Annotated in this window: 25 protein-coding genes; 19 read left to right on the top strand and 6 right to left on the bottom strand. The window is 59.4% G+C overall.

Translation table 11 applies throughout. The features are described 5' to 3' along the window. The 4 genes from artQ to ACFWHB_RS18400 all read left to right on the top strand — a co-directional run bounded on the left by artQ (nt 1) and on the right by ACFWHB_RS18400 (nt 3,486). Nucleotides 1-651, top strand: a complete 651-nt coding sequence (gene artQ, locus ACFWHB_RS18415) for an arginine ABC transporter permease ArtQ (RefSeq protein ID WP_171275409.1) — start codon at nt 1-3, stop codon at nt 649-651. A 2-nt stretch (nt 652-653) separates the two neighbouring features. Next, nucleotides 654-1,316, top strand: coding sequence for an arginine ABC transporter permease ArtM (gene artM / locus ACFWHB_RS18410; RefSeq protein ID WP_139743708.1), 663 nt, complete (start codon nt 654-656; stop codon nt 1,314-1,316). Nucleotides 1,317-1,558: 242 nt separating this feature from the next. Continuing rightward, nucleotides 1,559-2,494 (top strand): malate dehydrogenase, encoded by a 936-nt coding sequence (gene mdh, locus ACFWHB_RS18405; RefSeq protein ID WP_395949010.1) that lies wholly within the window; start codon nt 1,559-1,561, stop codon nt 2,492-2,494. 401 nt (nt 2,495-2,895) lie between these two features. Further along, the gene (locus tag ACFWHB_RS18400; protein WP_395950222.1) at nt 2,896-3,486 is read left to right on the top strand and encodes a tetratricopeptide repeat protein; all 591 of its coding nucleotides are present in this window, start codon (nt 2,896-2,898) and stop codon (nt 3,484-3,486) included. 86 nt (nt 3,487-3,572) lie between these two features. On the opposite strand, the gene hmpA is transcribed toward ACFWHB_RS18400, so the two are convergent. Continuing rightward, nucleotides 3,573-4,766, bottom strand: coding sequence for an NO-inducible flavohemoprotein (gene hmpA, locus ACFWHB_RS18395; RefSeq protein WP_395949009.1), 1,194 nt, complete (start codon nt 4,764-4,766; stop codon nt 3,573-3,575). Between the two features lie 111 nt (nt 4,767-4,877). On the opposite strand from hmpA, the gene ACFWHB_RS18390 reads away from it, so the two are divergent. Then, nucleotides 4,878-5,345 (top strand): Rrf2 family transcriptional regulator, encoded by a 468-nt coding sequence (locus tag ACFWHB_RS18390; protein WP_106885000.1) that lies wholly within the window; start codon nt 4,878-4,880, stop codon nt 5,343-5,345. 31 nt (nt 5,346-5,376) lie between these two features. Here ACFWHB_RS18390 and ACFWHB_RS18385 read toward each other — a convergent pair whose 3' ends face one another. Together ACFWHB_RS18385 and ACFWHB_RS18380 are read right to left on the bottom strand one after the other, a co-directional pair. Then, the gene (locus ACFWHB_RS18385) at nt 5,377-6,657 is read right to left on the bottom strand and encodes an HlyC/CorC family transporter (RefSeq protein WP_106884999.1); all 1,281 of its coding nucleotides are present in this window, start codon (nt 6,655-6,657) and stop codon (nt 5,377-5,379) included. A gap of 40 nt (nt 6,658-6,697) precedes the next feature. After that, on the bottom strand, nt 6,698-7,489 hold the full coding sequence (locus ACFWHB_RS18380) for a cytochrome C assembly family protein (RefSeq protein WP_041204421.1): 792 nt from the start codon (nt 7,487-7,489) through the stop codon (nt 6,698-6,700). Between the two features lie 286 nt (nt 7,490-7,775). Between ACFWHB_RS18380 and ffh the strand changes: the two genes are divergently transcribed. The 5 genes from ffh to rplS all read left to right on the top strand — a co-directional run bounded on the left by ffh (nt 7,776) and on the right by rplS (nt 11,293). Then, nucleotides 7,776-9,155 (top strand): signal recognition particle protein, encoded by a 1,380-nt coding sequence (ffh, locus tag ACFWHB_RS18375; protein WP_139436841.1) that lies wholly within the window; start codon nt 7,776-7,778, stop codon nt 9,153-9,155. Between the two features lie 179 nt (nt 9,156-9,334). After that, nucleotides 9,335-9,583, top strand: a complete 249-nt coding sequence (rpsP, locus tag ACFWHB_RS18370) for a 30S ribosomal protein S16 (RefSeq protein ID WP_025325696.1) — start codon at nt 9,335-9,337, stop codon at nt 9,581-9,583. Nucleotides 9,584-9,607: 24 nt separating this feature from the next. Next, nucleotides 9,608-10,129, top strand: coding sequence for a ribosome maturation factor RimM (gene rimM, locus ACFWHB_RS18365; RefSeq protein ID WP_005332346.1), 522 nt, complete (start codon nt 9,608-9,610; stop codon nt 10,127-10,129). A gap of 34 nt (nt 10,130-10,163) precedes the next feature. Continuing rightward, nucleotides 10,164-10,913: a tRNA (guanosine(37)-N1)-methyltransferase TrmD gene (gene trmD, locus ACFWHB_RS18360; protein ID WP_041206410.1), complete on the top strand. Its 750-nt coding sequence runs from the start codon at nt 10,164-10,166 to the stop codon at nt 10,911-10,913. Between the two features lie 32 nt (nt 10,914-10,945). Further along, on the top strand, nt 10,946-11,293 hold the full coding sequence (gene rplS, locus ACFWHB_RS18355) for a 50S ribosomal protein L19 (RefSeq protein ID WP_005313505.1): 348 nt from the start codon (nt 10,946-10,948) through the stop codon (nt 11,291-11,293). Nucleotides 11,294-11,422: 129 nt separating this feature from the next. Here the strand turns inward: rplS and ACFWHB_RS18350 are convergent, their stop codons facing one another. Both ACFWHB_RS18350 and mutH read right to left on the bottom strand, forming a co-directional pair. After that, nucleotides 11,423-11,746: an isoamylase early set domain-containing protein gene (locus ACFWHB_RS18350; protein WP_005332348.1), complete on the bottom strand. Its 324-nt coding sequence runs from the start codon at nt 11,744-11,746 to the stop codon at nt 11,423-11,425. Between the two features lie 83 nt (nt 11,747-11,829). Next, nucleotides 11,830-12,504, bottom strand: a complete 675-nt coding sequence (gene mutH / locus ACFWHB_RS18345) for a DNA mismatch repair endonuclease MutH (RefSeq protein WP_005332349.1) — start codon at nt 12,502-12,504, stop codon at nt 11,830-11,832. Nucleotides 12,505-13,236: 732 nt separating this feature from the next. On the opposite strand from mutH, the gene rppH reads away from it, so the two are divergent. From rppH to ACFWHB_RS18305, 8 genes are all read left to right on the top strand, one after another. After that, on the top strand, nt 13,237-13,764 hold the full coding sequence (gene rppH / locus ACFWHB_RS18340; RefSeq protein WP_106884997.1) for an RNA pyrophosphohydrolase: 528 nt from the start codon (nt 13,237-13,239) through the stop codon (nt 13,762-13,764). A 13-nt stretch (nt 13,765-13,777) separates the two neighbouring features. After that, nucleotides 13,778-16,057 carry a phosphoenolpyruvate--protein phosphotransferase gene (gene ptsP / locus ACFWHB_RS18335; protein WP_106884996.1) on the top strand — a complete coding sequence of 760 codons (2,280 nt, stop codon included), beginning with the start codon at nt 13,778-13,780 and terminating at the stop codon, nt 16,055-16,057. Between the two features lie 67 nt (nt 16,058-16,124). Beyond that, the gene (gene lgt, locus ACFWHB_RS18330) at nt 16,125-16,949 is read left to right on the top strand and encodes a prolipoprotein diacylglyceryl transferase (RefSeq protein ID WP_395949008.1); all 825 of its coding nucleotides are present in this window, start codon (nt 16,125-16,127) and stop codon (nt 16,947-16,949) included. Beyond that, complete coding sequence (gene thyA / locus ACFWHB_RS18325) at nt 16,949-17,743, top strand: thymidylate synthase (protein ID WP_395949007.1); 795 nt, start codon at nt 16,949-16,951, stop codon at nt 17,741-17,743. The genes lgt and thyA overlap by 1 nt, the downstream gene beginning before the upstream one ends. A 295-nt stretch (nt 17,744-18,038) precedes the next feature. Next, nucleotides 18,039-19,229: a Na+/H+ antiporter NhaA gene (nhaA, locus tag ACFWHB_RS18320; RefSeq protein ID WP_106884995.1), complete on the top strand. Its 1,191-nt coding sequence runs from the start codon at nt 18,039-18,041 to the stop codon at nt 19,227-19,229. 20 nt (nt 19,230-19,249) lie between these two features. Beyond that, nucleotides 19,250-19,630: a hypothetical protein gene (locus ACFWHB_RS18315; protein ID WP_290070252.1), complete on the top strand. Its 381-nt coding sequence runs from the start codon at nt 19,250-19,252 to the stop codon at nt 19,628-19,630. Next, nucleotides 19,617-20,549, top strand: a complete 933-nt coding sequence (gene nhaR, locus ACFWHB_RS18310; RefSeq protein WP_005332358.1) for a transcriptional activator NhaR — start codon at nt 19,617-19,619, stop codon at nt 20,547-20,549. The genes ACFWHB_RS18315 and nhaR overlap by 14 nt, the downstream gene beginning before the upstream one ends. 49 nt (nt 20,550-20,598) lie before the next feature. Continuing rightward, nucleotides 20,599-20,901, top strand: a complete 303-nt coding sequence (locus ACFWHB_RS18305; protein ID WP_106884992.1) for an ArsR/SmtB family transcription factor — start codon at nt 20,599-20,601, stop codon at nt 20,899-20,901. A gap of 49 nt (nt 20,902-20,950) precedes the next feature. On the opposite strand, the gene rpsT is transcribed toward ACFWHB_RS18305, so the two are convergent. After that, the gene (gene rpsT, locus ACFWHB_RS18300; RefSeq protein WP_033129187.1) at nt 20,951-21,214 is read right to left on the bottom strand and encodes a 30S ribosomal protein S20; all 264 of its coding nucleotides are present in this window, start codon (nt 21,212-21,214) and stop codon (nt 20,951-20,953) included. Between the two features lie 191 nt (nt 21,215-21,405). Between rpsT and murJ the strand changes: the two genes are divergently transcribed. Then, nucleotides 21,406-22,968, top strand: coding sequence for a murein biosynthesis integral membrane protein MurJ (gene murJ / locus ACFWHB_RS18295; RefSeq protein ID WP_395949006.1), 1,563 nt, complete (start codon nt 21,406-21,408; stop codon nt 22,966-22,968). The last annotated feature ends 106 nt before the right edge of the window (nt 22,969-23,074 follow it).

Below are 23,074 nucleotides of genomic sequence, written 5' to 3'. Positions count from 1 at the left end.
ATGCTGAGCCTGTTGTTGGATGCAGCCTGGATGACCCTGGGGCTGGCCTTGGCATCACTGGTCGGGGGCATGGCGCTTGCGCTGGCGTTCAGCGCCGCCGAGCTCAGCAAGCGCAGTTGGCTGGTGTGGCCTGTGGCCACACTGACCACGCTCATTCGTGGTTTGCCCGAGCTGCTGGTGGTGCTGTTCATCTACTTCGGCTCGACCCAGGTGTTGTTCCTCATCACCGGCGAGTACGTGGAGTTCAGCCCCTTCGCCTGCGGCGTGCTGGCGCTCTCCCTGCTGTTCGCCAGCTATGCCACCCAGACCCTGCGGGCGGCGCTCAATGCGGTGCCCGCCGGGCAGCGGCTGGCGGCGCTGGCGCTGGGCCTTGGCAAGAGCCACATCTTCTTTCGCATCGTGCTGCCCCAGGCTTGGCGCCACGCCCTGCCGGGCCTCGGCAACCAGTGGCTGGTGTTGCTGAAAGACACTGCCCTGGTCTCCCTCATCGGGGTGAACGAGATGATGCGCCAGGCACAGATGGCTTCGGCCAGCACCTATGAACCCTTCACCTGGTATGCCGCTGCGGCCCTTATCTACTTGGCCATCAGCCTGGTGAGCGAGTTCGGCCTCAAGCAGGCTGCCAACTATACCCGCCGTTACGGAGGCTGATCATGCAGGATTACCTGATGACCCTGCTGGGGGGGCTGGCCATCACCCTGCAGCTCACCGCGCTCAGCCTGCTGCTCGGCGTGCTGCTGGCGGCTGGCATGACCTGGGTGCTGGAGCGCCGCATTCCGGTGGCGACCCAGCTGGTGCAGCTGTGGGTGCTGATCTTCACCGGCACGCCTCTGCTCATCCAGATCTTCCTCATCTACTACGGGCCGGGTCAGTTTGAATGGCTCAAGGCAGGGCCGCTCTGGCCGCTGCTCAAGCAGCCCTGGTTCTGCGCCGTGCTGGCGCTGGGCTTCAATACCGCGGCTTATTCCACCCGGCTGTTCAAGGGGGCGCTCGATGCCATCCCCGCCGGCGAGGTGGAAGCCTGCCGGGCGCTCGGTTTCTCGGCCGGCCAGACCCTGTGGATGAAGGCGCGTCACGCCGCCCGTCGGTTGGTGCCCGCCTACTCCAACGAGGTGATCCTGGTGCTCAAGGGCAGCTCCCTCGCCAGCACCATCACCATCATGGACATCATGGGGCTGGCCCAGCGTCTCAACGCCCAGACCTATGACACCCTGGCGGTGTTCACCGTGGCCGGGGGTCTCTACCTGACCATGAATGGATTGTTAACAATTGGTTTCCGCTGGTGCGAGAAGCGAGCACTGGCATTCCAGTCCTGAAGCAGTCGTATTTACCTCTTAATGGTGAGGGAGACACAGGAAATCTGTGTCTTTCCTCCCATTTATCGCATATTCCTCTCCGCTTTCGTCGCCGCTTGTTCCCTGGCTCACAGAACCTGTGATTACAACTGTTATCAGATTGTTTTTTAGCAGGGGATCCTTTAAGGTGAGGCGCACAATAAGAAACAGCGTTAACCCAACTAGAAACAACCTTAAACCTACGCTTAGACATGGAGTTGATCATGAAAGTTGCCGTTCTGGGTGCCGCCGGTGGCATCGGCCAAGCCCTTGCTCTGCTGTTGAAAAATCGCCTGCCTGCCGGTTCCGAATTGAGCCTGTATGATATTGCCCCGGTCACTCCGGGCGTGGCGGCGGACCTGAGCCATATCCCGACTGACGTGAAAGTAAAAGGTTTCTGCGGTGAAGATCCGAGCCCTGCTCTGGTCGGCGCCGATGTCGTGCTGATCTCTGCCGGCGTGGCGCGCAAGCCCGGCATGGATCGTTCCGATCTGTTCAACATCAACGCCGGTATCGTCAAGAACCTGGTGGAGAAGTGTGCCGTCTCCTGCCCCAAGGCACTGATCGGCATCATCACCAACCCGGTCAACACCACGGTCGCCATCGCCGCCGAAGTGTTGAAGAAGGCCGGTGTCTATGACAAGCGTCGCCTGTTCGGCGTGACCACCCTGGACGTCATCCGTGGCGAGACCTTCGTGGCCGAGGCCAAGGGCCTGAACATCGACAAGATCCGCGTCAACGTGATCGGTGGCCACAGTGGCGTGACCATTCTGCCGCTGCTGTCCCAGATCGAAGGGGCCAGCTTCACCGCAGAAGAAGCGGCTGCCATGACCAAGCGCATCCAGAATGCCGGTACCGAAGTGGTGGAAGCCAAGGCCGGTGGCGGTTCTGCTACTCTCTCCATGGGTCAGGCAGCCTGCCGCTTCGGCCTGTCGCTCATCAAGGGTCTGCAGGGCGAAGCCAACGTCATCGAGTGCGCCTATGTGGAAGGCAATGGCGAGCACGCCACCTTCTTCGCGCAGCCGGTACTGCTGGGCAAGAACGGTGTCGAGAGCGTGCTGGACTACGGCAAGCTGGGCGCCTTCGAGCAAGAGTCCATGGACAGCATGCTGGCTACCCTGAAGGCCGATATCCAGCTGGGTGTCGACTTCGTCAAATAAGCCGCAGCGTCGATCATAAGGGGAGCCTAGGCTCCCCTTTGTCATTTCCGAGGTTTGGCATGGCGGGCTAAGGAGATGGACCCGGCTGCCGATAAAGAGGGCAGCAGGAGATCCCTATGATGAAACCCACTACCCTCATCGGCCTCGTCGGTCTGTGCAGCCTCCCCTTGCAGGGGGCCGAGCCGGTATCCGCGGCCACGCCAACCCAGTCGGTGGCGACCGCCTCCTTCCCGGTGCCCTCGGCGGCCTTGCCATCGACCGCACCAGCGCCGGATGCGTCAGCTGCCCTACCGGCCACCGTAGCTGTACCGTCAGCCGCGGTGCCTGCTGGTGATCCGGCCCCTGTGCTGTCGACCGTTGCCGCACCTGCCCCCGTGACATCAGCCCCGGCGGCTGCACCGCTGCCCAAGGCGGTGAACCCTGGCTCTCTGGTCACCACAGAGCTGCAGGCGGTACCGCTCTATCGGCAGGACGAGCTGCTCAACTGGATAGAGCAGGGACGTCATCTGACCCGGGTGAAGCAGGACAGGTGCCAGCTGACCCAGGACATAGAGGCGCGCGCCTCTGTGATGAAGATCCCGGCCTATCAGTTCCTGTGGGGGGACATGCTGGCCTGGGGCGTCTGCATCAAGCCGGACGCCCAGGTCGGCGTGCAATACATGTGGGAGGCGGCCAATCAGGGCCTGGCCCCGGCACTGGAGCAGCTGGGGCGCTATTACTGGAAAGGCATCCTGGTCCAGAAGGATCTGGTGCGGGCCGAGACCCTGATGCGGGAGGCCGCCAGTCTTGGTTTCCAGCGGGCCCAGATAGAGTGGGTCGAGATGCTGCTGCAGGGCATGGGCAGTCCGCTGGATTACGAAGAGGCCTATCATTGGCTGCACGGCGCCGTCATCGGCGACAAGGCGACCCACCAGAAAGCCGCTAGCCTGCTGAGCCGGCTCGGCAATCGCATGCCCGCCAATGCCATCGCCCGCGCCAAGGCGATGCACTAGGCCCGGCAAACCAGGTCACTGGATACAACAAGGCCCACGAACCTGCGTTCGTGGGCCTTGTGCATTTCTCCGGGCAGGCGGCGGGATCAGAGATCCTGATGGGGGCCGAATACCTCGTAGTGCATCCGGTCGGCAGGCACGCCCAAACAGCTCAGCTGATCTTTCACAGCTTTCATGAAGCCCAGGGGACCGCAGAAGTAGTAGTGGGCGTTGGCCGGGATGAGGTCCGTGACCTGTTCCAGCGCCATGGTGCCGCTGAAGTCGTAGTCCTTCCCCTGCACGTCCTGCTCGGCAGGCACCCTGTACCAGGCCCGGCTCTGCAGGCTGGCGTGCTGGCGGCTCTTGGCCTGGATCTCTTCCTTGAAGGCGTGCTGGGCGCCATGCTCGCAGGCATGGAACCAGCGGATTTCAGTTCCCGCTTGTTCGGCCAGCAACTGGTTGAGCATGCCCAGCATGGGGGTCAGGCCCACACCGGCGGAGAGCAGCACCACCGGGGTGGTCGTCTCGGTTTGCAGGAAAAAGTCCCCCGCCGGCGGCATCAGCGCCACCTCGTCACCGACATGAAGCTTGTCATGCAGCAGGTTGGAGGCCTGGCCCTGAGGTTCGCGCTTGACGCTGATGCGGTAGTCGCGGCCATTGGGGGCATCGGAGAGGGAGTATTGACGGATCTCCTGATGCGCCAGCGACGGGTGATTGAGCCTGATGCTGATATATTGCCCCGGCTTGAAGCGCAGCACGGGCTTGCTGTCGACGGGCACCAGCATGAAGGAGGTGACAAGCTCGCTCTCCTGGCGCTTCTCCTTGATGAGGAAGGGGCGGGCCCCTTGCCAGCCACCGAGCTCGCTCGCCTTCTCCCGGTAGAGCTGGCCCTCCCGACCTATGAAGATGTCGGCCAGCACGCCATAGGCCTTGCCCCAGGCTTCCAGCACCTCGTCCGTCACCGCACTGCCACCCATTTCTTTGAGCGTGGCCAAGAGATGACTACCCACAATGTGATATTGTTCCGGCTGGATCAGGAAACCCGTGTGCTTGTGGGCGATGCGTTCCACGGCTCCGGCCAGGGCCCCCAGGTTGTCGATATTCCTGGCGTAGGCCGCCACGGCACTGAACAGAGCCAGGGGCTGACCGCCACTGCGCTGATGGGCCAGGTTGAACACATCCTTCAATTCGGGGTTGTGGTTGAACATGCGCTGGTAGAAGTGCTGGGTGAGGGCAGGCCCCGCCGATTCGAGCAAAGGAATGGTGCTCTTGATGACGGCGATGGTGGCTTGGTCTAACATAGGAGGTCCTTTCTAATTGAACATCTGGAATGTCACTTAATAAGTTGCATCCTAAATGTTTAATTGATCTGGATCAATCATCAATTCTTTGCGCTATGCGCCACAGGCACTATGAGACTAACAAGCTATACCGATTTTGGATTGAGAGCCCTGCTCTATCTGGCCACCTTGCCGGAGGGGGAATTGTCGAGCGTGGCCAAGGTGTCTGCCTTGTATGACGTCTCTCGCAATCACATGGTGAAGGTGGTGAACCAGCTGGTGAAGCTGGGTTATCTGCAGTCCCAGCGTGGCAAGAATGGCGGGATCCGCATGGCCTGTTCCCCTGAGAGCGTGAACATAGGCCAGGTGATCCGGGCGCTGGAAGGCAACCTGGACGGCATCGACTGCAACTCGCCGGTGTGCCACATCGTCTCTGTCTGTCTGCTCAAGAGTGCCTTGAAGGAGGCGATGAACGCCTTCCTCGCGGTGATGGACGGCTATACGCTGCAAGACCTGCTGGCCAACCGCGACGAGCTGCAGCAGGTGTTCGGCGAGTTGATCCCGACCCTGGTGCTGGAGCCGGATGACGAGAACGAGTGAGACGAAAAAGGCTGCCATCGGCAGCCTTTTTTCAATCCTCGTAACCCGACTCGTTACGGTAGAGATGTGGCATGATCCTCGCCATCTTCACCATGTTGTTCTCGACTTCGATGATCTCGATGGGATAACCCGCCAGCCTGACGCTGATGTTGGGCTGGGGGATCTCCTCCAGGTACTCCAGGATCACCCCGTTGAGGGTACGCGGGCCGTCAATGGGCAGGTGCCAGTGCATCTCCTTGTTCAGCTCGCGGATGCTGGCGGAGCCTTCCACCAGGAAGGAGCCGTCCGGCTGGGGGTGGATCTCGTCGCTTGGCGCCGGGGCCATGGAGGTGGTGAAGTCGCCCACTATCTCTTCCAGGATGTCATCCAGGGTGATCAGCCCCTGAATATCGCCATACTCGTCGACAATCAGCCCGATCCTCTCCTTGTTGCGCTGGAACTTGGCCAGTTGCACGTTGAGGGGCGTGCCCTGTGGAATGAAGTAGATGGGATCGACTTCCCGCAGCAGGCTGGACTTGCTGAACTGGTCTCTGGCGACCAGCCTGAGGGCGTCACGAGAGTGTAAAAATCCGACAACGTCGTCGATATTGTCGCGATAGAGCAGGATCTTGGTATGGGCGCAGTGAGCCAGCTGGCGCAATATGCTCTTCCAGTCGTCATTGATGTCGATGGCAGAGATCTCGCTGCGTGGCACCATGATGTTCTCCACCGTCATCTTGTCCAGATCCAGAATGCTGATCAGCATCTCCTGATGGCGCTGGGGGATGAGGCTGCCCGCCTCGTTGACTATGGTGCGCAGCTCTTCGGTGTTGAGGGAGTCATCCTTGCGATGTTCCAGCCGCAGCAGCTTGAGCAAGAGGTTGGTGATGCTGTTGATGAGCCAGACCAGGGGGGCGAAGGGTACCATCAGCCCCTTGAGGACCCAGGAGGCGGGGTAGGCGATGCGTTCGGGAAACATGGCCGCCAGTGTCTTGGGAGTGACTTCCCCGAATACCAGCACCACCAGGGTGAGGCCGAAGGTAGCAACGGCGACGCCGATGTCCCCGAACAGCCGGATGCAGACAATGGTGGCGATGGCGGAGGCCAGGATGTTGACCAGGTTGTTGCCGATCAGGATGAGGCCAAGCAGGCGGTCCGGTCGGGCCAGCAGCTTTTCGACCCGACGGGCCGCCTTGTGCTTGGTTTGGGCCAGATGCCGCAACTTGTAGCGGTTGAGGGACATCAGACCGGTTTCAGAACTGGAGAAGAAGGCTGACAAAACAATCAAAATAACGAGAACAATCAGTAATGTGCTCGTTGAGATACTGTCCAAGAAGGGCTCCTGTTGGGATGGTTTTGGGGTGGCTGAACCGTCAGCTCAGCAAGACTTCCTTGACGAAGCGGCTGCCAAAGTAGGCCAGGGTCAGGATGACGCTGCCGATGAGGCTCAGCATGATGACCTTGCGACCACGCCAGCCTCGGGTGTGGTGACCCCACAGCAGCAAGGCATAGACGCACCAGGCCAGGATCGAGAGGATGGCCTTGTGGGATTTGCCCTGGGCGAACATGTCTTCCAGGAAGAACAGACCCGAGGCGATGGAGAGCGTCAGCAGCAAGAGGCCTGCGGAGATGAGCTGGAACAGCCGCTTCTCTACCGTCATCAGGGGCGGCATGGCTGGCAGATGGCTGATCTTTCTGGACTTTAGCTGCCGATCCAGACAGGCAAGCTGGAGCGCAAAGAGGCAGGCGATCATCAGCACCGAATAGGCCATCAAGGCGAGCCCTATGTGCAGCAGCAGTTGGGGATGAGCTTCCAGATGAGTGATGTAGCGACCCGGTATGAGGGCGCTGGCGGCGAGCAGCAAGGCCGAGAAGCTGTAGACCACGGGCAGCAAGATCCAGCCGTTGAAACGGCGGGTGACGCAGGTCATGAAGCAGCTGATGATGAGGCTGACTAGGGAGGCGACGTTCAACATGCTGAGATTCTGGCCGGAATGGGTGGCCAGCACCTCGCTTCCCACCGCCACACCATGGGCGGTCAGGGCCAGGCCGACACAGGCAAACAGCGACACCTGCCCGACGGGCTTGGCGCTGAGCAGCAGGTGCAGAGAGGCGATGATGGCCAGCAGGTAAAACGCCAGGGCCAGAACAGAGATCACGATCATAACCAGGTCGTTGTCGAACAAGCTTTTATGGATAAGAGGGGCAGTATACCTTGCACAAGATATGCTCGCCAGTTGTGCCAGGGGCTAACTGCCCATATATAAGTAGCAACTGACGGCCCCGTGCGGCGAATAATCGTCCTCCGGCGTTGACTGGGGTATAATGCCCTCCATTTGTTACACCCGCTCATTCGATGGCGGGTCACCGCCGCAAGCGGTGAGTAATCGTCCTCACAGTGCTGACTGGGGTATAATGCCCCACTAGTTACGCCAAGAATCGGAATGCGTCATGTTTGAGAATTTGACTGAACGACTCTCGCGCACCCTGCGCAATGTCAGTGGCCGTGGCCGGCTGACCGAAGAGAACATCAAGGATACCTTGCGTGAAGTGCGCATGGCGCTGCTCGAGGCGGACGTGGCCCTGCCGGTGGTGCGTGACTTCGTTGCCCGCGTGAAAGAGCGTGCCGTCGGCCAGGAAGTGGCCAAGTCCCTGAGCCCGGGCCAGGCCTTCATCAAGATAGTGCATGGCGAGCTGGTCTCCGTCATGGGGGAGGCGAACGAGCAGCTCAATCTGGCCGCTCAGCCGCCGGCCATCATACTGATGGCGGGTCTGCAGGGGGCCGGTAAGACCACTACTGTGGGCAAGCTCGCCAAGCTGCTCAAAGAGCGCCACAAGAAGAAGGTGCTGGTCGTCAGTGCCGACGTCTATCGCCCCGCGGCGATCAAGCAGCTCGAGACTCTGGCCAACGACATCTCTGTCGATTTCTTCCCGAGCGATGTGACCCAGAAGCCGGTGGCGATCGCCACCGCCGCCATCGATCAGGCGCGCAAGAAGTTCTATGACGTGGTGATCGTCGATACCGCCGGTCGTCTGCACGTGGACACCGAGATGATGGCGGAGATCCAGGATCTTCACGCCACCATCAAGCCGGTCGAGACCCTGTTCGTGGTGGATGCCATGACAGGTCAGGATGCCGCCAATACCGCCAAGGCATTCAACGAAGCGCTGCCGCTCACCGGCGTCATCCTCACCAAGGCGGACGGCGACGCCCGCGGCGGTGCCGCCCTGTCGGTGCGCCACATCACCGGCAAGCCGGTCAAGTTCATCGGTATGGGCGAGAAGACCGACGCCCTTGAGCCCTTCCACCCGGACCGACTCGCGTCCCGTATCCTCGGCATGGGCGATGTGCTGTCGCTTATCGAGGAAGTGGAACGCACAGTCGACAAGGAGAAAGCCGCCAAGCTGGCCAGCAAGGTCAAGAGCGGCAAGGGCTTCGATCTGGAAGATTTCCGCGAGCAGCTGGCCCAGATGCGCAACATGGGCGGCATGATGGGCATGCTCGACAAGCTGCCCGGCATGTCCGGTCTGCCGGATAATGTGAAAGATCAGATGGATGACAAGATCACAGTGCGGATGGAGGCCATCATCAGCTCCATGACGCCCAAGGAGCGTGCTCATCCCGATCTCATCAAGGGCTCCCGCAAGCGCCGCATCGCTGCGGGTTCCGGCATGCAGGTGCAGGACGTGAACAAGCTGCTCAAGCAGTTCACCGAGATGCAGCGCATGATGAAGAAGATGTCCGGCAAGGGCGGCATGCGCAAGATGATGGGCCAGATGAAGAACATGCTGCCGCCCGGATTCGGTGGTGGCGGACGCGGTCCGTTCTGATTTTCCTGCTTGTCAGGCAAAAAGGCTCACCTCGGTGAGCCTTTTTCATGCCAGCTCCTGCGCAAAAAATAGCAGGCTTGGTTGCAATTATTACGAATCCAAGTAGAATTACGCGGCTTATTTTAAGCTAGGGTCTGCGTATTTGCAGGCCTTGTTCATTAGATGTTCATGAGGACGATATGGTAACCATTCGTTTACAACGTGGTGGCGCGAAAAAGCGTCCGTTCTACCAGGTAGTAGTTTCTGACAGCCGTTGCGCCCGTGACGGTCGCTTCATCGAGCGCGTTGGTTTCTTCAACCCGGTTGCTGCTGGTAACGCTGAAAAGCTGAACCTGGACCTGGCTCGTATCGAGCATTGGGTTGCTACTGGTGCCGCTGTTTCTGACCGCGTTGCCAAGCTGATCAAAGACGCTAAAAAAGCTGCTTAATCAGCCAAACGGTAAGGAGTTAAGGTGGAAAAACCTATAGTTCTGGGCACCCTGGGTACCGTCTACGGCATCAAGGGCTGGCTTAAAGTGAACTCCTTCACCGATGTTGCCGAAGCGATTTTCGATTACAACCCCTGGCTGATCAATCAGAACGGGGTGTGGCGTGAGATTCAGGTTTCGGCCTGGAAGCGTCACAACAAGGGTCTGATCTGCAAACTCGATGGTATCGATGTTCGCGAGGATGCCCTGGCATTGACCAATGTCGAGATTGGCGTAGCCGCCGATCTGTTGCCTGCGTTGCCTGAAGGTGAATTCTACTGGCGTGACCTGATTGGTTGCTCCGTGATGACCACCAAGGGATACGACCTGGGCAAGGTGACCGAATTGATGGAAACCGGCTCCAACGATGTGTTGGTGGTTGAGGCCAATGTAAAAGATGCCTTTGGTGCAAAGGAGCGGCTGATCCCGTTCCTGGAAGAGCAGGTGATCAAGAATATTGATCTGACTGCTCGAACAATCGAAGTTGATTGGGATCCTGGTTTCTAGTTTCCCGCGCTAACACGGGTGCCGGAGGTTTCTTATGTGGATTGGGGTGATCAGCCTCTTCCCGGAAATGTTCCGAGCCATTACCGAGCACGGGGTAACGGGTCGGGCCGTCAAGAGTGGCCTGCTGCAGATTGAGTGCTGGAACCCTCGGGATTTCACCCACGACAAGCACCGTACGGTCGATGATCGTCCTTATGGTGGTGGGCCTGGGATGCTGATGATGGTTCAGCCGCTGCGTGATGCGATTCATGCAGCCAAGCAAGCGGCGGGAGACGGGGCGAAAGTCATCTATCTCTCTCCTCAGGGGCGCAAGCTGACTCAAGCGGGCGTAACCGAGTTGGCGACGAATCAGACACTGATTCTGGTCGCCGGTCGATACGAAGGTATCGATGAACGCGTGATACAAACCGAAGTCGACGAAGAGTGGTCTATCGGGGATTACGTGTTAAGTGGTGGCGAGTTGCCTGCCATGACCCTGATCGATGCGGTTTCGCGTCTGGTCCCCGGGGTCTTGGGTGATCAGGCCAGTGCCGAGCAGGACTCCTTCACGGATGGCCTGCTGGATCATCCCCACTACACTCGGCCGGAGTTGTTGGATGGATTGGCGGTGCCCGAGGCGCTGACAAGCGGCAATCACGAAGTGATTCGGCGCTGGCGTCTCAAGCAGTCGCTCGGACGAACCTGGCAGAGAAGGCCGGAACTTATTAACAACCTAGCTCTGACTGACGAGCAAGAATCACTTCTTGCCGAGTATGTCCGCGAAGTGCGTGACAGCGTTAAGTAGAGTTTTCAGTTTATCCTAGGTAAGGAAAGACAATGAGCAAGATTATTCAGCAGCTTGAACAAGAGCAACTGCGTACCGACATCCCGGCTTTTGCCCAGGGCGACACCGTACGTGTTCAAGTTCGTGTTAAAGAAGGTGGTAAAGAGCGTCTGCAGGCTTTCGAAGGCATCGTCATTGCCAAGCGTAACCGCGGTCTGCACTCTGCTTTCACCGTTCGCAAGATCTCCAACGGCGAAGGTGTTGAGCGTGTATTCCAGACTCACTCTCCGCTGATCCACAGTGTAGAACTGAAGCGTCGTGGTGATGTTCGCCGCGCCAAGCTGTACTACCTGCGCAACCTGTCCGGCAAAGCTGCTCGTATCAAAGAGAAGCTCAACTAATTCGATTCGAATTGGTGTCGGTATGTCGGCGAAAAGCTCGACAGGTAGTGAAAAGGCTCGCCAATGGCGAGCCTTTTTTGTGTCTGTAATTCGGGTATCGGTCAGAGGTGTTAGTGTTCTGGTCGTCGTCTACTGACTGACCCGCACCACAGAGTTGTCGCGCCCGAAGGGGCCAGGCACGTAGTCGTCCGCTTCCCAGTCGTTGTCATAACGGGTCTCCCCGTCCGGCTGCACCAGCTGGTAGCAATACTCGAAATGGCTGGGGCCATCGGTGGGAAGGTTGAGGGTCGCCTTGAACTCCCCGCTCTTCATTCTTTTCAATTCAATGGGTTGCCACTGGCTAAACTCCCCCAGAAGCAAGACCTGTTCGGCCTCGCCTGCGGCCTCCTTTTCCACTGCGAAGGTCACCTTGACCTCGGGGCGGGACTTGAGAAATTGCTTGTTGATCGGCATATCGACTCCTTGTCACTGACTGCGAAGAAAGCAGCGCTGTTCATTTTTATATCACTTTATGACAAGGATGTTGATAGCAATCGTCAGGCAGGCAGGGCGAAATGACGCCGAAGCAGCTGGTGAGTGAAGTCAATCTTGAGGTAAAAGCCCCTTGGCAGTGTCTGGATTGGCTGGCCATTGCGGCCGATGGCGCGGGTCAGTGCCTTGCTGTTGGCCGCCTTGGGGCGCAGTTGCATGACCTGGCCGTGGCGGGCACTGATCTGCTCCACCTCCCCCAGCACTATCATGTCCATCAGCTCCTCCCAATCCTGACGCAGTAACCTGTCTTCTTCTTCGTTCGGGCTCCACAGCAACGGCATGCCGACCCGGCGCTCACCGACGGGGATGGTGCGGCTGCCCTCCACCGGGATCCAGAGTACCCGCGACAGCTTGTTGCGCACATTGGACTCCTCCCAGCGCTGGCCACTGATCCCGATGAGGGGCGCGACGCAGACGAAGGTGGTTTCCAGCGGTTTGCCCTGAGGATCGATCGGGATCGTCTTGAGCTCTATGCCGAGATCGGGGAAGTCCTGCTCCGGTCGGCTACCCGCGCTGGCGCCCAGCTGCCACTCGATCAACTGGCCGATCCAGCCCTTGTCCCGCCGGAGATCCCGTGGCACCGGGATGCCGGCCGTCGCGGCGAGCTGAGCCAGAGTGAAGCCCGCCATGGCGTAGGCGCGCGCCAGCAATTCCTGCTCTGACTGTGGGTTGTCGGGCATGAGGGGCTCCTGTTGGCGAGAAGGGGTGGACAAGTGTGATCCTGACAGAGGATCGCTGTTTTTGTAACCGATCCTTGCCCGGCTATACACAGGGGGGGCAGGATTGTGAATTTTAATCTATGGCAATGATTTTAAAGGAATTTGACTTTTTTCTCCAGCCTGGATAACGGGAGGATCCCGGTTGCTGCGAGTTGTCCAAGGGTTTGGCCTGGCTGTTGCACATAGTTATCCACAGAAATCTTGGATAACTGACATAAAGTGGTGATACAGGGCCCGGCATCAGAAATAAATGTGAGAGCACGCCGATTTTTCTCGCCATATCGGTGCAGATAATGCGCCATCCTTGTGGATAAACTAGCCTTGGTGGATCTTTGAACAGTCGAACTTGTTCACAATTGACGGCGAGGATCCTCGGGCGCAAAAGACATGGATCTTGATCCAGTCTTTAAATATTAACTGTATGTATTTAAATGAATATTTTGTTTTTATATGAATCGGGTATGATACGGCATGATTTGAAGTCATAGTATAAAACTACTGTATATACCCGCTTGATCACAGGCTTATGCACAGTCTGGGTGGGCAACTTGCGGAGCTTGTTCTTCCGGTTTGTTTATAACTTTGCTTGAAATGCCAAGTTATTCATGAGTGGAAGATGACAGTCCCTGTTTGCCGCCACGGGGTGAATGTGGAACAATCTCTTTATAGATTCAGCCTTTATAAGGTGATCACGTGATAGATGGCGACGGATTTCGTCCCAATGTCGGCATCGTGATCTGTAACCGTGACGGGCAAGTATTGTGGGCTAAGCGCTATGGGCAGCACTCCTGGCAGTTTCCGCAGGGGGGAGTTGATGATGGTGAATCGCCGGAACAGGCCATGTATCGTGAGCTGTATGAGGAGATAGGCCTCAAGCCCGAGGATGTGACCATACTGGCGACCAGTCGCAACTGGCTGAAGTATCGCTTACCCAAACGACTCGTTCGCTGGGACAGTTCACCGGTCTGTATTGGCCAGAAGCAGAAATGGTTTTTGTTGCAGCTCGATCCTGGCAGAGAGTCCAGGATCCAGTTCGGCTGTCATGGTCACCCGGAATTTGATGATTGGCGTTGGGTCAGCTTCTGGTACCCGGTTCGTCAGGTCGTCTCCTTCAAGCGGGAAGTTTACCGCCGGGTGATGAAGGAGTTTGCCCCGCTGGCCATGCCGGTGCCGGTGGTGCAGGTTAATCGAAAGGATGGGCGGCGCAACCGCTCGCGCTAAGGAGCACAATTAGTTGCTGACGGAACTCAGACGCATCGTCGAGAGCATGGCCGAGGCCAACACCCTCGAACAGGCCTTGCAGGCATTGGTGAGCCAGACCCGGCTCGCCATGACGGTGGACTGCTGCTCCGTTTATGTCGCCGAGCCCGACATGCGCCGCTATCGACTGGCGGCCACCGATGGCCTGGCCGAGTCGGCGGTGGGCAAGGCCACCTTGCCGTTCGAGCAGGGCATCGTCGGTCTGGTGGGTCAGCGGGAAGAGCTGATCAACCTGGCCGATGCGCCTTCTCACCCCAGTTTCAAGTTCCTGCCCGATGTCGCGGAAGAGGCGTTTCGCTCCTTCCTCGGCGCCCCCATCATGCACCAGCGCCAGGTGGTGGGCATTCTGGTGGTGCAGCAGAAAGAGAGCCGGCTGTTCGATGAAGGGGAAGAGTCCTTCATGGTCACCCTGGCGGCGCAGCTGGCGGCGCGCATCGCCCAGGCCCAGGCCAAGGGCTGGTTGCAGAAGACCGACTGGAGCAAGCCGCTGCGCGGCATCGCCGGTGCCAGTGGCATCGCCATCGCCAAGGCCTGGGTGTGGCGCCCGCGCAAGGCGCTCAACAGCATCACCCCGCGCAAGGACGAGGACCACGGCAAGCAGCTGGCCCGACTGGAGCTTGCGGTGGAAGAGGTGCGCCACGATCTGGAGAGCCTGGCGCTGCGCTTTCGCGAGAGCTACAGCCAGGATTCGGTCGCCATCTTCGACATCTATCTGCACCTGCTGAACGATCCAGGCTACATCAAGCCCATCCGCAACAAGGTCGGCAAGGAGCACTGGACCGCCATCTCCGCGGTCAAGATCATCAGCGATCGGCTGATCGAGCAGTTCAAGGGGATGAAGGATCCCTACCTGCGGGAGCGATCCACCGATGTGAAAGACATAGCCCAGCGGCTCATCAGCCGTCTGGTGCAGGACGAACCCGAGCAGCTCACCATAGGGGAGCCGGTGGTGCTGGTCGCCGACGAGGTGACCGCCACCATACTCGCCGAGATCCCGCGGGAGTTCCTGAGCGGCGTGGTCTCGCTCAAGGGGGGGACCAACTCCCATGCCGCCATCCTGGCCCGCGCCATGGGGGTGGCGGCCATCATGGGGGTGGATCTGCCCCTGGGTGACATAGGTGGTCGCACCCTGGTCGTCGATGGTTACAGCGGCGATCTCTTCATCGAACCCAATCAGGTGATCCTGACCGAGTACCGGCAACTGCTGAGCGAGGAGCGGGCGCTCGATACCCTGGTGCGCAGCGTCGACAACCAACCCTCGGAGACGGCTGACGGCACTCCTGTCTCCTTGCTGCTCAACGCCGGCCTCAGCGCCGACACCGAGATCTCCCTCAATCATCTGGCGGACGGGGTCGGGCTCTATCGTACCGAGATCCCCTTCATGCTGCAGGACAGCTTCCCCTCCGAATGGGAGCAGACGGCGCGCTATCGCGGGATCCTGGAGACTTATCGGGATCGCCCGGTCTGCATGCGCACCCTGGACGTGGGGGGGGACAAGCAATTGCCCTATTTCCCCATAGTGGAGGAAAATCCCTTCCTTGGCTGGAGGGGGATCCGGCTCACCCTGGATCACCCCGAGTTGTTCCTGGTGCAGCTCAAGGCCATGCTGCGCGCCAGCGAAGGGCTGGACAATCTGGCCATCATGCTGCCGATGATCAGCAGCGTCAGTGAAATCAAGGCTTCCCGCCGGCTGCTGGATCAGGCCTGGCGTGAAGTGTCGGAAGAGGCGGCGAGCCGCGATGCGGTGATCCGCTACCCCAGCCTGGGGGTGATGATAGAGGTGCCCTCCGCCCTCTACATCCTGCCGGAGATGGCCCCCCTCATCGACTTCTGGTCGGTGGGCAGCAATGACCTGACCCAGTATCTGCTGGCGGTGGATCGCAACAACGCCCGGGTCGCCAGCATCTATGACGCCTTCCATCCCGCGGTGATCCGCGCCCTGCAACTGCTGGTCGATGCCTCCCATCGCTACCAGAAGCCGGTCTCGGTCTGTGGCGAACTGGCCGGGGATCCGGTCGGTGTGCTGCTGCTGCTGGCCATGGGCTATCGCCGTTTCAGCATGAACACCCACAACATCTCCCGCATCAAGTACGTGCTGCGTCAGTCCGATCTCGGCGAGCTGAAGGCGCTGATGGCCGATGGCCTCAAGCATGACAATCCCCACGTGCTCCGTGGCCTGTTTGCCCGCTACCTGGAAGAGCACGGTCTGGGCGGTTTGCTGCGCGCGGGCCACAAGACCAAGCTGCCCGATTGATATTCAGTCTTGTTCCTGCTGACGAATGATCGGAGAATGCGGCTTTTCTTATGACTGGGGCCGCGCCATGCAGCACGACGGATATTGGGTTTTCTCGCAGATTGATCCCGTAGCATTCAGTTTGGGACCACTATCGGTACGCTGGTATGGTCTCATGTATTTGTTTGGTTTTGCCTTTGCCATGTGGCTTGCGGGCCGCCGCGCCGATGCGCCCAACAGTGGCTGGACTCGCAACGAGGTCTCCGACCTGCTGTTCTACGGCTTCCTCGGGGTGATCCTGGGCGGTCGTATCGGCTATGTGCTGTTCTACAACTTCGATCTCTTCCTGGCCGATCCCACCTACCTGTTCAAGATCTGGACCGGCGGCATGTCGTTCCACGGCGGCCTGATCGGTGTCATCACCGCCATGATCTGGTTTGCCCACAAGACCAAGCGTCACTTCTTCACCGTGGCGGACTTCGTGGCGCCGCTCATTCCGTTCGGCCTCGGTGTCGGCCGCATCGGCAACTTCATGAACGGCGAGCTGTGGGGCCGGGTCACAGACGTGCCCTGGGCCATCATCTTCCCGGAGGCCGGCCCCGAGCCGCGTCACCCCTCCCAGCTCTACCAGTTCGCTCTGGAAGGTGTGGTGCTCTTCATCATCCTGAACCTGTTCTGGCGCAAGAACCCGCCACGGGGCGCCATCTCCGGCATGTTCCTGCTGTTCTACGGCCTGTTCCGCTTCCTGGTGGAGTTCGTACGCCAGCCTGACAGCCAGCTCGGTCTCTACTTCCAGGAGATCAGCATGGGCCAGATCCTCTCCACTCCGATGATCATCATCGGCGCCCTGATGATCTGGGTCGCCTACAAGCGTCCGCAGTTGTTCGGCAACGCGGCGAAGGAGGCAAAGTAATGAGGGCCTATCTCGACCTGATGCAGAAGATCCTGGATGAAGGCACCGTCAAATCCGATCGCACCGGCACGGGGACAGTCTCCCTGTTCGGTCATCAGATGCGCTTCAATCTGGCGGAAGGCTTCCCGCTGGTCACCACCAAGAAGTGCCACCTGCGCTCCATCATTCACGAGCTGCTCTGGTTCCTCAATGGCGACACCAACACCGCCTACCTGAAAGAGCACGGCGTCAGCATCTGGGACGAGTGGGCCGACGAGCACGGCGATCTGGGCCCTGTCTACGGTGCCCAGTGGCGCTCCTGGCCGACGGCCGATGGCACCGTCATCGACCAGATCCAGAAGGCGGTGGATGACATCAAGCACAACCCGGACTCGCGCCGCATCATAGTCTCCGCCTGGAACGTGGGTGAGCTGGACAAGATGGCGCTCGCCCCTTGTCACGCCTTCTTCCAGTTCTACGTGGCAGACGGCAAGCTCTCCTGCCAGCTCTATCAGCGCAGTTGCGACGTATTCCTCGGCCTGCCGTTCAACATCGCGAGCTACGCCCTGCTGACCCACATGATGGCCCAGCAGTGCGATCTGGCCGTGGGCGACTTCGTCTGGACCGGTGGCGATGTGCACCTCTACTCCAACCACATGGAGCAAACGGCGCTGCAGCTCTCCCGCGAGCCGCGTCCCTTGCCGCAGCTGGTGATCAAGCGCAAGCCGGACTCCATCTTCGACTACAGGTTCGAGGACTTCGAGATCCAGGGTTATGATCCCCATCCGGGTATCAAGGCCCCTGTCGCCATCTGACCCCGCATCCGCCGTGATGGCGAGCGGCTCTCGACGGGGTTTCCCGCATGGCGGCATTACGTTATTCCATCTGTTCGAAAGGCGCCTGCGGGCGCCTTTTTCATGCCTAAAAAGAATAAATATGCAAAAAAAAGAATGCTCCGCGGGCTCATGAAGGCGGGATAAAACGTGCTTATAGCAGGCATGATTCATTTTGCCTTCGGTTTTTCCGTTGTTATTGGCAGTTAGAAACGATTTTTCATTAACTCACTCGGCCCCTAGACTGAAAAAGTACAATTTTATGGATAGTTAGACCATGAGCGATGTGTTCAAGCGATTTCTCAAACTGGAGTCAGCCTCCGGAATAATTCTGATCCTGGCCGCCCTGGTGGCCATCGGTCTGGCCAACTCTGCCCTGGCGGAGCACTATCAGAGTTTCCTCAATACCCAGGTACAGGTGCGCATTGCCGCCCTCGACATCAACAAGCCGCTGCTGCTCTGGATCAACGACGGCTTCATGGCGATCTTCTTCCTGCTGGTCGGGCTGGAAGTAAAGCGTGAGATGCTGGAGGGGGCGCTCTCATCACGGGTGCAGGCCACCTTCCCGGCCATCGCCGCCGTGGGTGGCATGCTGGCCCCTGCGCTCATCTATGCCTTCTTCAACTACGAAGACGAAGTGACCCGGGCCGGCTGGGCCATTCCGGCCGCAACCGACATCGCCTTCGCCCTCGGGGTGATGGCGCTGCTTGGCAAGCGGGTACCGACCAGCCTCAAGGTATTCCTGCTGGCCCTGGCCATCATGGATGACCTTGGGGTCATCATCATCATCGCCCTCTTCTATACCCAGCAGCTGTCGCTGACCGCACTGGCGGTCGGCATAGTGGCGACCCTCACTCTGCTGTGGATGAACCGCCGCGGTGAGGACAGGATCGGCCTCTACATGCTGGTGGGTCTGGTGCTCTGGGTTGCGGTGCTCAAGTCCGGCGTCCATGCGACCCTGGCCGGCGTCATCGTTGGCTTCATGATCCCTATCTCCGGGAAGCGCTATGCCTCGCCGCTCAAGCACCTCGAGCATGTGCTGCATCCCTGGAGCGCGTACCTGATACTGCCGTTGTTTGCCTTTGCCAACGCCGGGGTCTCCCTCGACGGGATCCAGCTGTCGGATCTGCTCAGCCCGGTGCCCATGGGCATCATACTGGGGCTCTTCATCGGCAAACCCCTCGGTATCTTCACCATCAGCTGGCTGTCGGTGAAACTCGGCATCGCCCAGCTGCCGAGCGGCGTCAACTTCAAGCAGATCTTTGCGGTCAGCATCCTGTGTGGCATCGGCTTTACCATGTCGATGTTCATCGCATCGCTGGCATTCGAGCATGGCGGACTCGACTACGGCAGCTACTCACGCCTCGGGATCCTGGTGGGATCCACCCTGGCGGCCGTGATCGGTTTTATCGCCCTGCGGATATCGCTGCCCAATCGGGAGGCGAATCAAAGCACGGAGGGGTTATGAGAAGACTCGGATGGTTAGTCATGCTGGCGAGCCCGGCAGTCTGGGCGAATAGCCTGGCGGAGTGCCAGCAGGATGCGGCGTCGGCCAGTTGCTCGGCCTATCTCAACGGGGTGGTGGACAGCGCCCTCATGCTGGGGGACAAGCAGGCCAAGGCCCAGTTCGGTGAAACCTTCACCGAGCGGGCCCTGAGCAGCCGGGCCGGCGAACGAGTGAAGAAGTCCCACAAGCGCTACTGCGGGGAGCGGATGCCGGATCCGGCCCGCCTCAAGCTGACCCTGCAAGAGCAGTTCGGCGCAAACAAGGTTGACTCGATCAGCGACATGTATGACATTCTGGCGGTTGAACTCAGCTGCTACCGGAGCCCGCGCAGCGCGGGAACCCCATCGGATGTCACACCTTAATTACAACCATCTCTACTATTTTTGGATGACTCAGAAGAAGGGCTCCGTCACCCAGGCGGCGGAAGCCCTCTTCCTCACTCCCCAGACAGTCACCGGTCAGATCAAGCTGCTGGAGCAGCGTCTCGGCGGCAAGCTGTTGATTCGAAAGGGGCGCTCCCTCGAGGCCACCGAACTGGGCCAGCTGGTGTTTCGCTATGCCGACAAGATGTTCAGCCTCTCCTACGAGATGCTGGATATCGTCAACTACCGCAAGGAGAGCCAGATCCTGTTTGACGTCGGCATCGCCGATGCACTCTCCAAGCGCCTAGCCAGCCGGGTGCTGCTCTCCGTCATCCCCAACGACGGCTCCATCCACCTGCGCTGTTTCGAATCGACCCACGAGCTGCTGCTGGAGCAACTGAGCGAGCACAAGCTAGACATGATCCTCTCCGATTGTCCGGTGGACTCCAGCCAGCACGCCGGCCTGCTCTCCAAGCGGCTGGGGGGCTGTGGTGTCAGCTTCTTCTGCAAGGCACCGCTGCCCGAAAAGCCTTTTCCTGCCTGTCTCGAGGAGCGCAAGCTGCTCATCCCTGGTCGTCGTACCGCCATGGGGCGCCAGCTGACCCAGTGGTTCGAGCAGCAGGGCATCTCTCCCAGCATCCTGGGGGAATTCGACGATGCGGCCCTGATGAAGGCATTTGGCTTCTTCAATCAGGGTATCTTCATGGCGCCGACCATCTATCGGGAGGAGATCCTGGAGGGGGAGGAGGTGATGCTGATCGGGGAGACCCAGGATCTGATGGAGGAGTACTACGTCATCTTCGCCGAGCGGATGATCCAGCATCCGGCGGTGAAACGGGTGTGCGAGAGTGATTTCTCCTTCCTCTTTGCCGGTCAGGAGGATTTCACCACCATTCAGCCGGCGACCCTGTCATTTTAAATCGACGGGGCAGAGGGTATGATTCCTGTCTTGCAGGGGAGGGAATGCGATGCAGTTGGAAGAGATGGAGGCGAATGCCGGACGTGCGGTCACCCTGCTCAAGGCGCTGGCCAATGAACGGCGCTTGTTCATTCTGTGCCAGTTATTGGAGAGAGAGCTGTCGGTGGGGGAACTCAACGAGGTGCTTGGACTGAGTCAGTCGGCCCTGTCACAACATCTTGCTGTGCTGCGGCGTGATGAGCTGGTGGCGACGCGAAAAGAGGCCCAGACGGTCTACTATTCGCTGCGCAGCCATGAGGTACGCGAGATGATTGGATTGTTGCACAGGCTGTATTGCAGCGAACCCAAATAAAAAACCGGCACTAAGGCCGGTTTTTTTAGCTTTGTTCAGCCGAAGCTGATTAAGCCATAGCTTTGATCTGGGCAGACAGGCGGCTCTTGTGACGAGCAGCTTTGTTCTTGTGGATCAGGCCTTTGGTCGCCATACGATCCATGATCGGCTGAGCAACAGCGAAAGCTGCAGTGGCAGCAGCTTTGTCGCCAGAAGCGATGGCAGCAATTACTTTCTTCAGATAGGTACGGGTCATTGAACGACGGCTGGCGTTGTGTTGACGACGTTTCTCTGACTGAATCGCGCGCTTCTTAGCAGATTTGATATTAGCCAAGGTAAAACTCCTAAAACTGTCTTAGCGAGTGTATTGAAAAGGCCCGGAAATATGCCTTCTCAACCACATATTGTCAAATGATTTGTGCAAATAAACACCGCCCCCCGGTGGTGTGTCAGTTGGGAGGCGGTTAAACTGTCGGCCGATTCTAGCAGCATTCTTTCCATTCTGACAGTTCCAGAGGCCTCGTCTTGAGTAAGAAATTGATCAAATCCGGCATGATAGTGTCCGCAATGACGCTGGTGTCCCGTGTGATGGGCTTGGTGCGCGATGTGGTCATCGCCAATCTGCTCGGTGCCGGGGTGGCCGCAGACGTCTTCTTCTTCGCCAATCGCATTCCCAACTTCTTGCGCCGGTTGTTCGCCGAAGGGGCTTTCAACCAGGCCTTCGTGCCGGTGATGACGGAGTACAAGAAAAACGGTGACGAGCAGGCCGTACGCGAGCTGCTGGCCGCGGTGGCGGGCACCCTTGGCGGCATAGTCACCATAGTCACCCTGCTCGGTGTGCTGGGCTCGGGGGTGCTGACGGCCCTGTTTGGCTGGGGCTGGTTCTGGGACTGGCTGCACGGCGGCCCGGCGGCCGAGAAGTTCGAGCTGGCCAGCCTGATGCTCAAGATTACCTTCCCCTATCTCTGGTTCATCACCTTCACCGCCATGGCCGGGGCTATTCTCAACACCTTTGGTCGCTTCGCCGTCTCCTCCTTCACGCCGGTGTTCCTCAACCTCACCATGATAGCGGCGGCCTGGTGGATTGCCCCGTTGCTGGAGCGGCCCGAGATCGCGCTGGCGATCGGTGTTTTCCTCGGCGGCCTGGTGCAGTTTCTGTTCCAGTACCCCTTCCTTCGCCAGATCAACATGCTGGTGTGGCCCAAGTGGGGTTGGCACCATCCCGGTGTGGTGAAGATCCGCACCCTGATGATACCGGCGCTGTTCGGCGTCTCGGTCAGCCAGATCAATCTGCTGATCAACACCATGCTGGCCTCCTTCCTGGCGACCGGTGCCATCAGCTATCTCTATTACTCGGATCGCCTGCTGGAGTTTCCCCTCGGCCTGTTCGCGGTCGCCATCAGCACAGTGATCCTGCCGGCGCTGGCCAAGAAGCATGTGGATGCGGATCCGGCCGACTTCTCCCGTACCATGGACTGGGGGGTGCGCATGGTGATGCTGCTCGGCCTGCCCGCCATGGTGGGGATTGCCGTATTGCGCGAGCCCATACTGCGAGTGCTCTTCATGCGCGGCGAGTTCGGCATGCACGAGGTGGCCATGTCCAGCGCCAGCCTGCTGGCGTCTACCACAGGGCTACTCTCCCTGATGCTGATCAAGGTACTGGCCCCCGGCTACTATGCCCGCCAGGACACCAGGACCCCGGTCCGGATCGGCATCATGGCCATGGTGGCCAACATGGTGTGCAACCTCATCTTCATCTATCCGCTTGGCTATGTGGGGCTGGCACTCGCCACCGCCTGCTCCGGCACCCTGAATGCGGCCCTGCTGTTCAAGGGGTTGTATCAGCAGGCGGTCTATCGCCCTTCCCGCAACACGGGCGTGTTCTGCCTCAAGCTGCTGGTGGCGACTGTGCTGATGGGGGGCGTGCTTGGCTATCTGTCACCGGATCTCGCCCAGTGGGGGGCCTGGAGCATGGACAAAGCCAGTCTGGAGCTGACCTTGCTGCTCTGCCTTGGGGGCGCCTTGTATGGAATAGTCCTGCTGGTGCTGGGGGTCAGGCCAAGACACCTGAAATCGGGTCAGCAATGAGGCTGATGATGCCCGGGTTCCGGGTCAGATACCTGAAATCGGCTCAACAGCAGGGCTGACCCTGCCTGCTGCCTGATATATAATCCGCCGATTTCCATGGCAGCAA

Source organism: Aeromonas mytilicola subsp. aquatica (genome assembly GCF_044336385.1).
Classification (GTDB): domain Bacteria; phylum Pseudomonadota; class Gammaproteobacteria; order Enterobacterales; family Aeromonadaceae; genus Aeromonas; species Aeromonas rivipollensis.
This window is presented reverse-complemented; position numbering and strand designations above follow the sequence as displayed.

Excerpts from the sequence above, each read along its gene's own strand:
- artQ (WP_171275409.1), top strand. The coding sequence starts at position 1 with ATGCTGAGCCTGTTGTTGGATGCAGCCTGGATGACCCTGGGGCTGGCC.
- artM (WP_139743708.1), top strand. The coding sequence starts at position 654 with ATGCAGGATTACCTGATGACCCTGCTGGGGGGGCTGGCCATCACCCTG.
- mdh (WP_395949010.1), top strand. The coding sequence starts at position 1,559 with ATGAAAGTTGCCGTTCTGGGTGCCGCCGGTGGCATCGGCCAAGCCCTT.
- hmpA (WP_395949009.1), bottom strand. The coding sequence starts at position 4,766 with ATGTTAGACCAAGCCACCATCGCCGTCATCAAGAGCACCATTCCTTTG.
- ACFWHB_RS18390 (WP_106885000.1), top strand. The coding sequence starts at position 4,878 with ATGAGACTAACAAGCTATACCGATTTTGGATTGAGAGCCCTGCTCTAT.
- ACFWHB_RS18380 (WP_041204421.1), bottom strand. The coding sequence starts at position 7,489 with ATGATCGTGATCTCTGTTCTGGCCCTGGCGTTTTACCTGCTGGCCATC.
- ffh (WP_139436841.1), top strand. The coding sequence starts at position 7,776 with ATGTTTGAGAATTTGACTGAACGACTCTCGCGCACCCTGCGCAATGTC.
- rpsP (WP_025325696.1), top strand. The coding sequence starts at position 9,335 with ATGGTAACCATTCGTTTACAACGTGGTGGCGCGAAAAAGCGTCCGTTC.
- trmD (WP_041206410.1), top strand. The coding sequence starts at position 10,164 with ATGTGGATTGGGGTGATCAGCCTCTTCCCGGAAATGTTCCGAGCCATT.
- rplS (WP_005313505.1), top strand. The coding sequence starts at position 10,946 with ATGAGCAAGATTATTCAGCAGCTTGAACAAGAGCAACTGCGTACCGAC.
- ACFWHB_RS18350 (WP_005332348.1), bottom strand. The coding sequence starts at position 11,746 with ATGCCGATCAACAAGCAATTTCTCAAGTCCCGCCCCGAGGTCAAGGTG.
- mutH (WP_005332349.1), bottom strand. The coding sequence starts at position 12,504 with ATGCCCGACAACCCACAGTCAGAGCAGGAATTGCTGGCGCGCGCCTAC.
- lgt (WP_395949008.1), top strand. The coding sequence starts at position 16,125 with ATGCAGCACGACGGATATTGGGTTTTCTCGCAGATTGATCCCGTAGCA.
- thyA (WP_395949007.1), top strand. The coding sequence starts at position 16,949 with ATGAGGGCCTATCTCGACCTGATGCAGAAGATCCTGGATGAAGGCACC.
- nhaA (WP_106884995.1), top strand. The coding sequence starts at position 18,039 with ATGAGCGATGTGTTCAAGCGATTTCTCAAACTGGAGTCAGCCTCCGGA.
- ACFWHB_RS18315 (WP_290070252.1), top strand. The coding sequence starts at position 19,250 with ATGCTGGCGAGCCCGGCAGTCTGGGCGAATAGCCTGGCGGAGTGCCAG.
- nhaR (WP_005332358.1), top strand. The coding sequence starts at position 19,617 with ATGTCACACCTTAATTACAACCATCTCTACTATTTTTGGATGACTCAG.
- ACFWHB_RS18305 (WP_106884992.1), top strand. The coding sequence starts at position 20,599 with ATGCAGTTGGAAGAGATGGAGGCGAATGCCGGACGTGCGGTCACCCTG.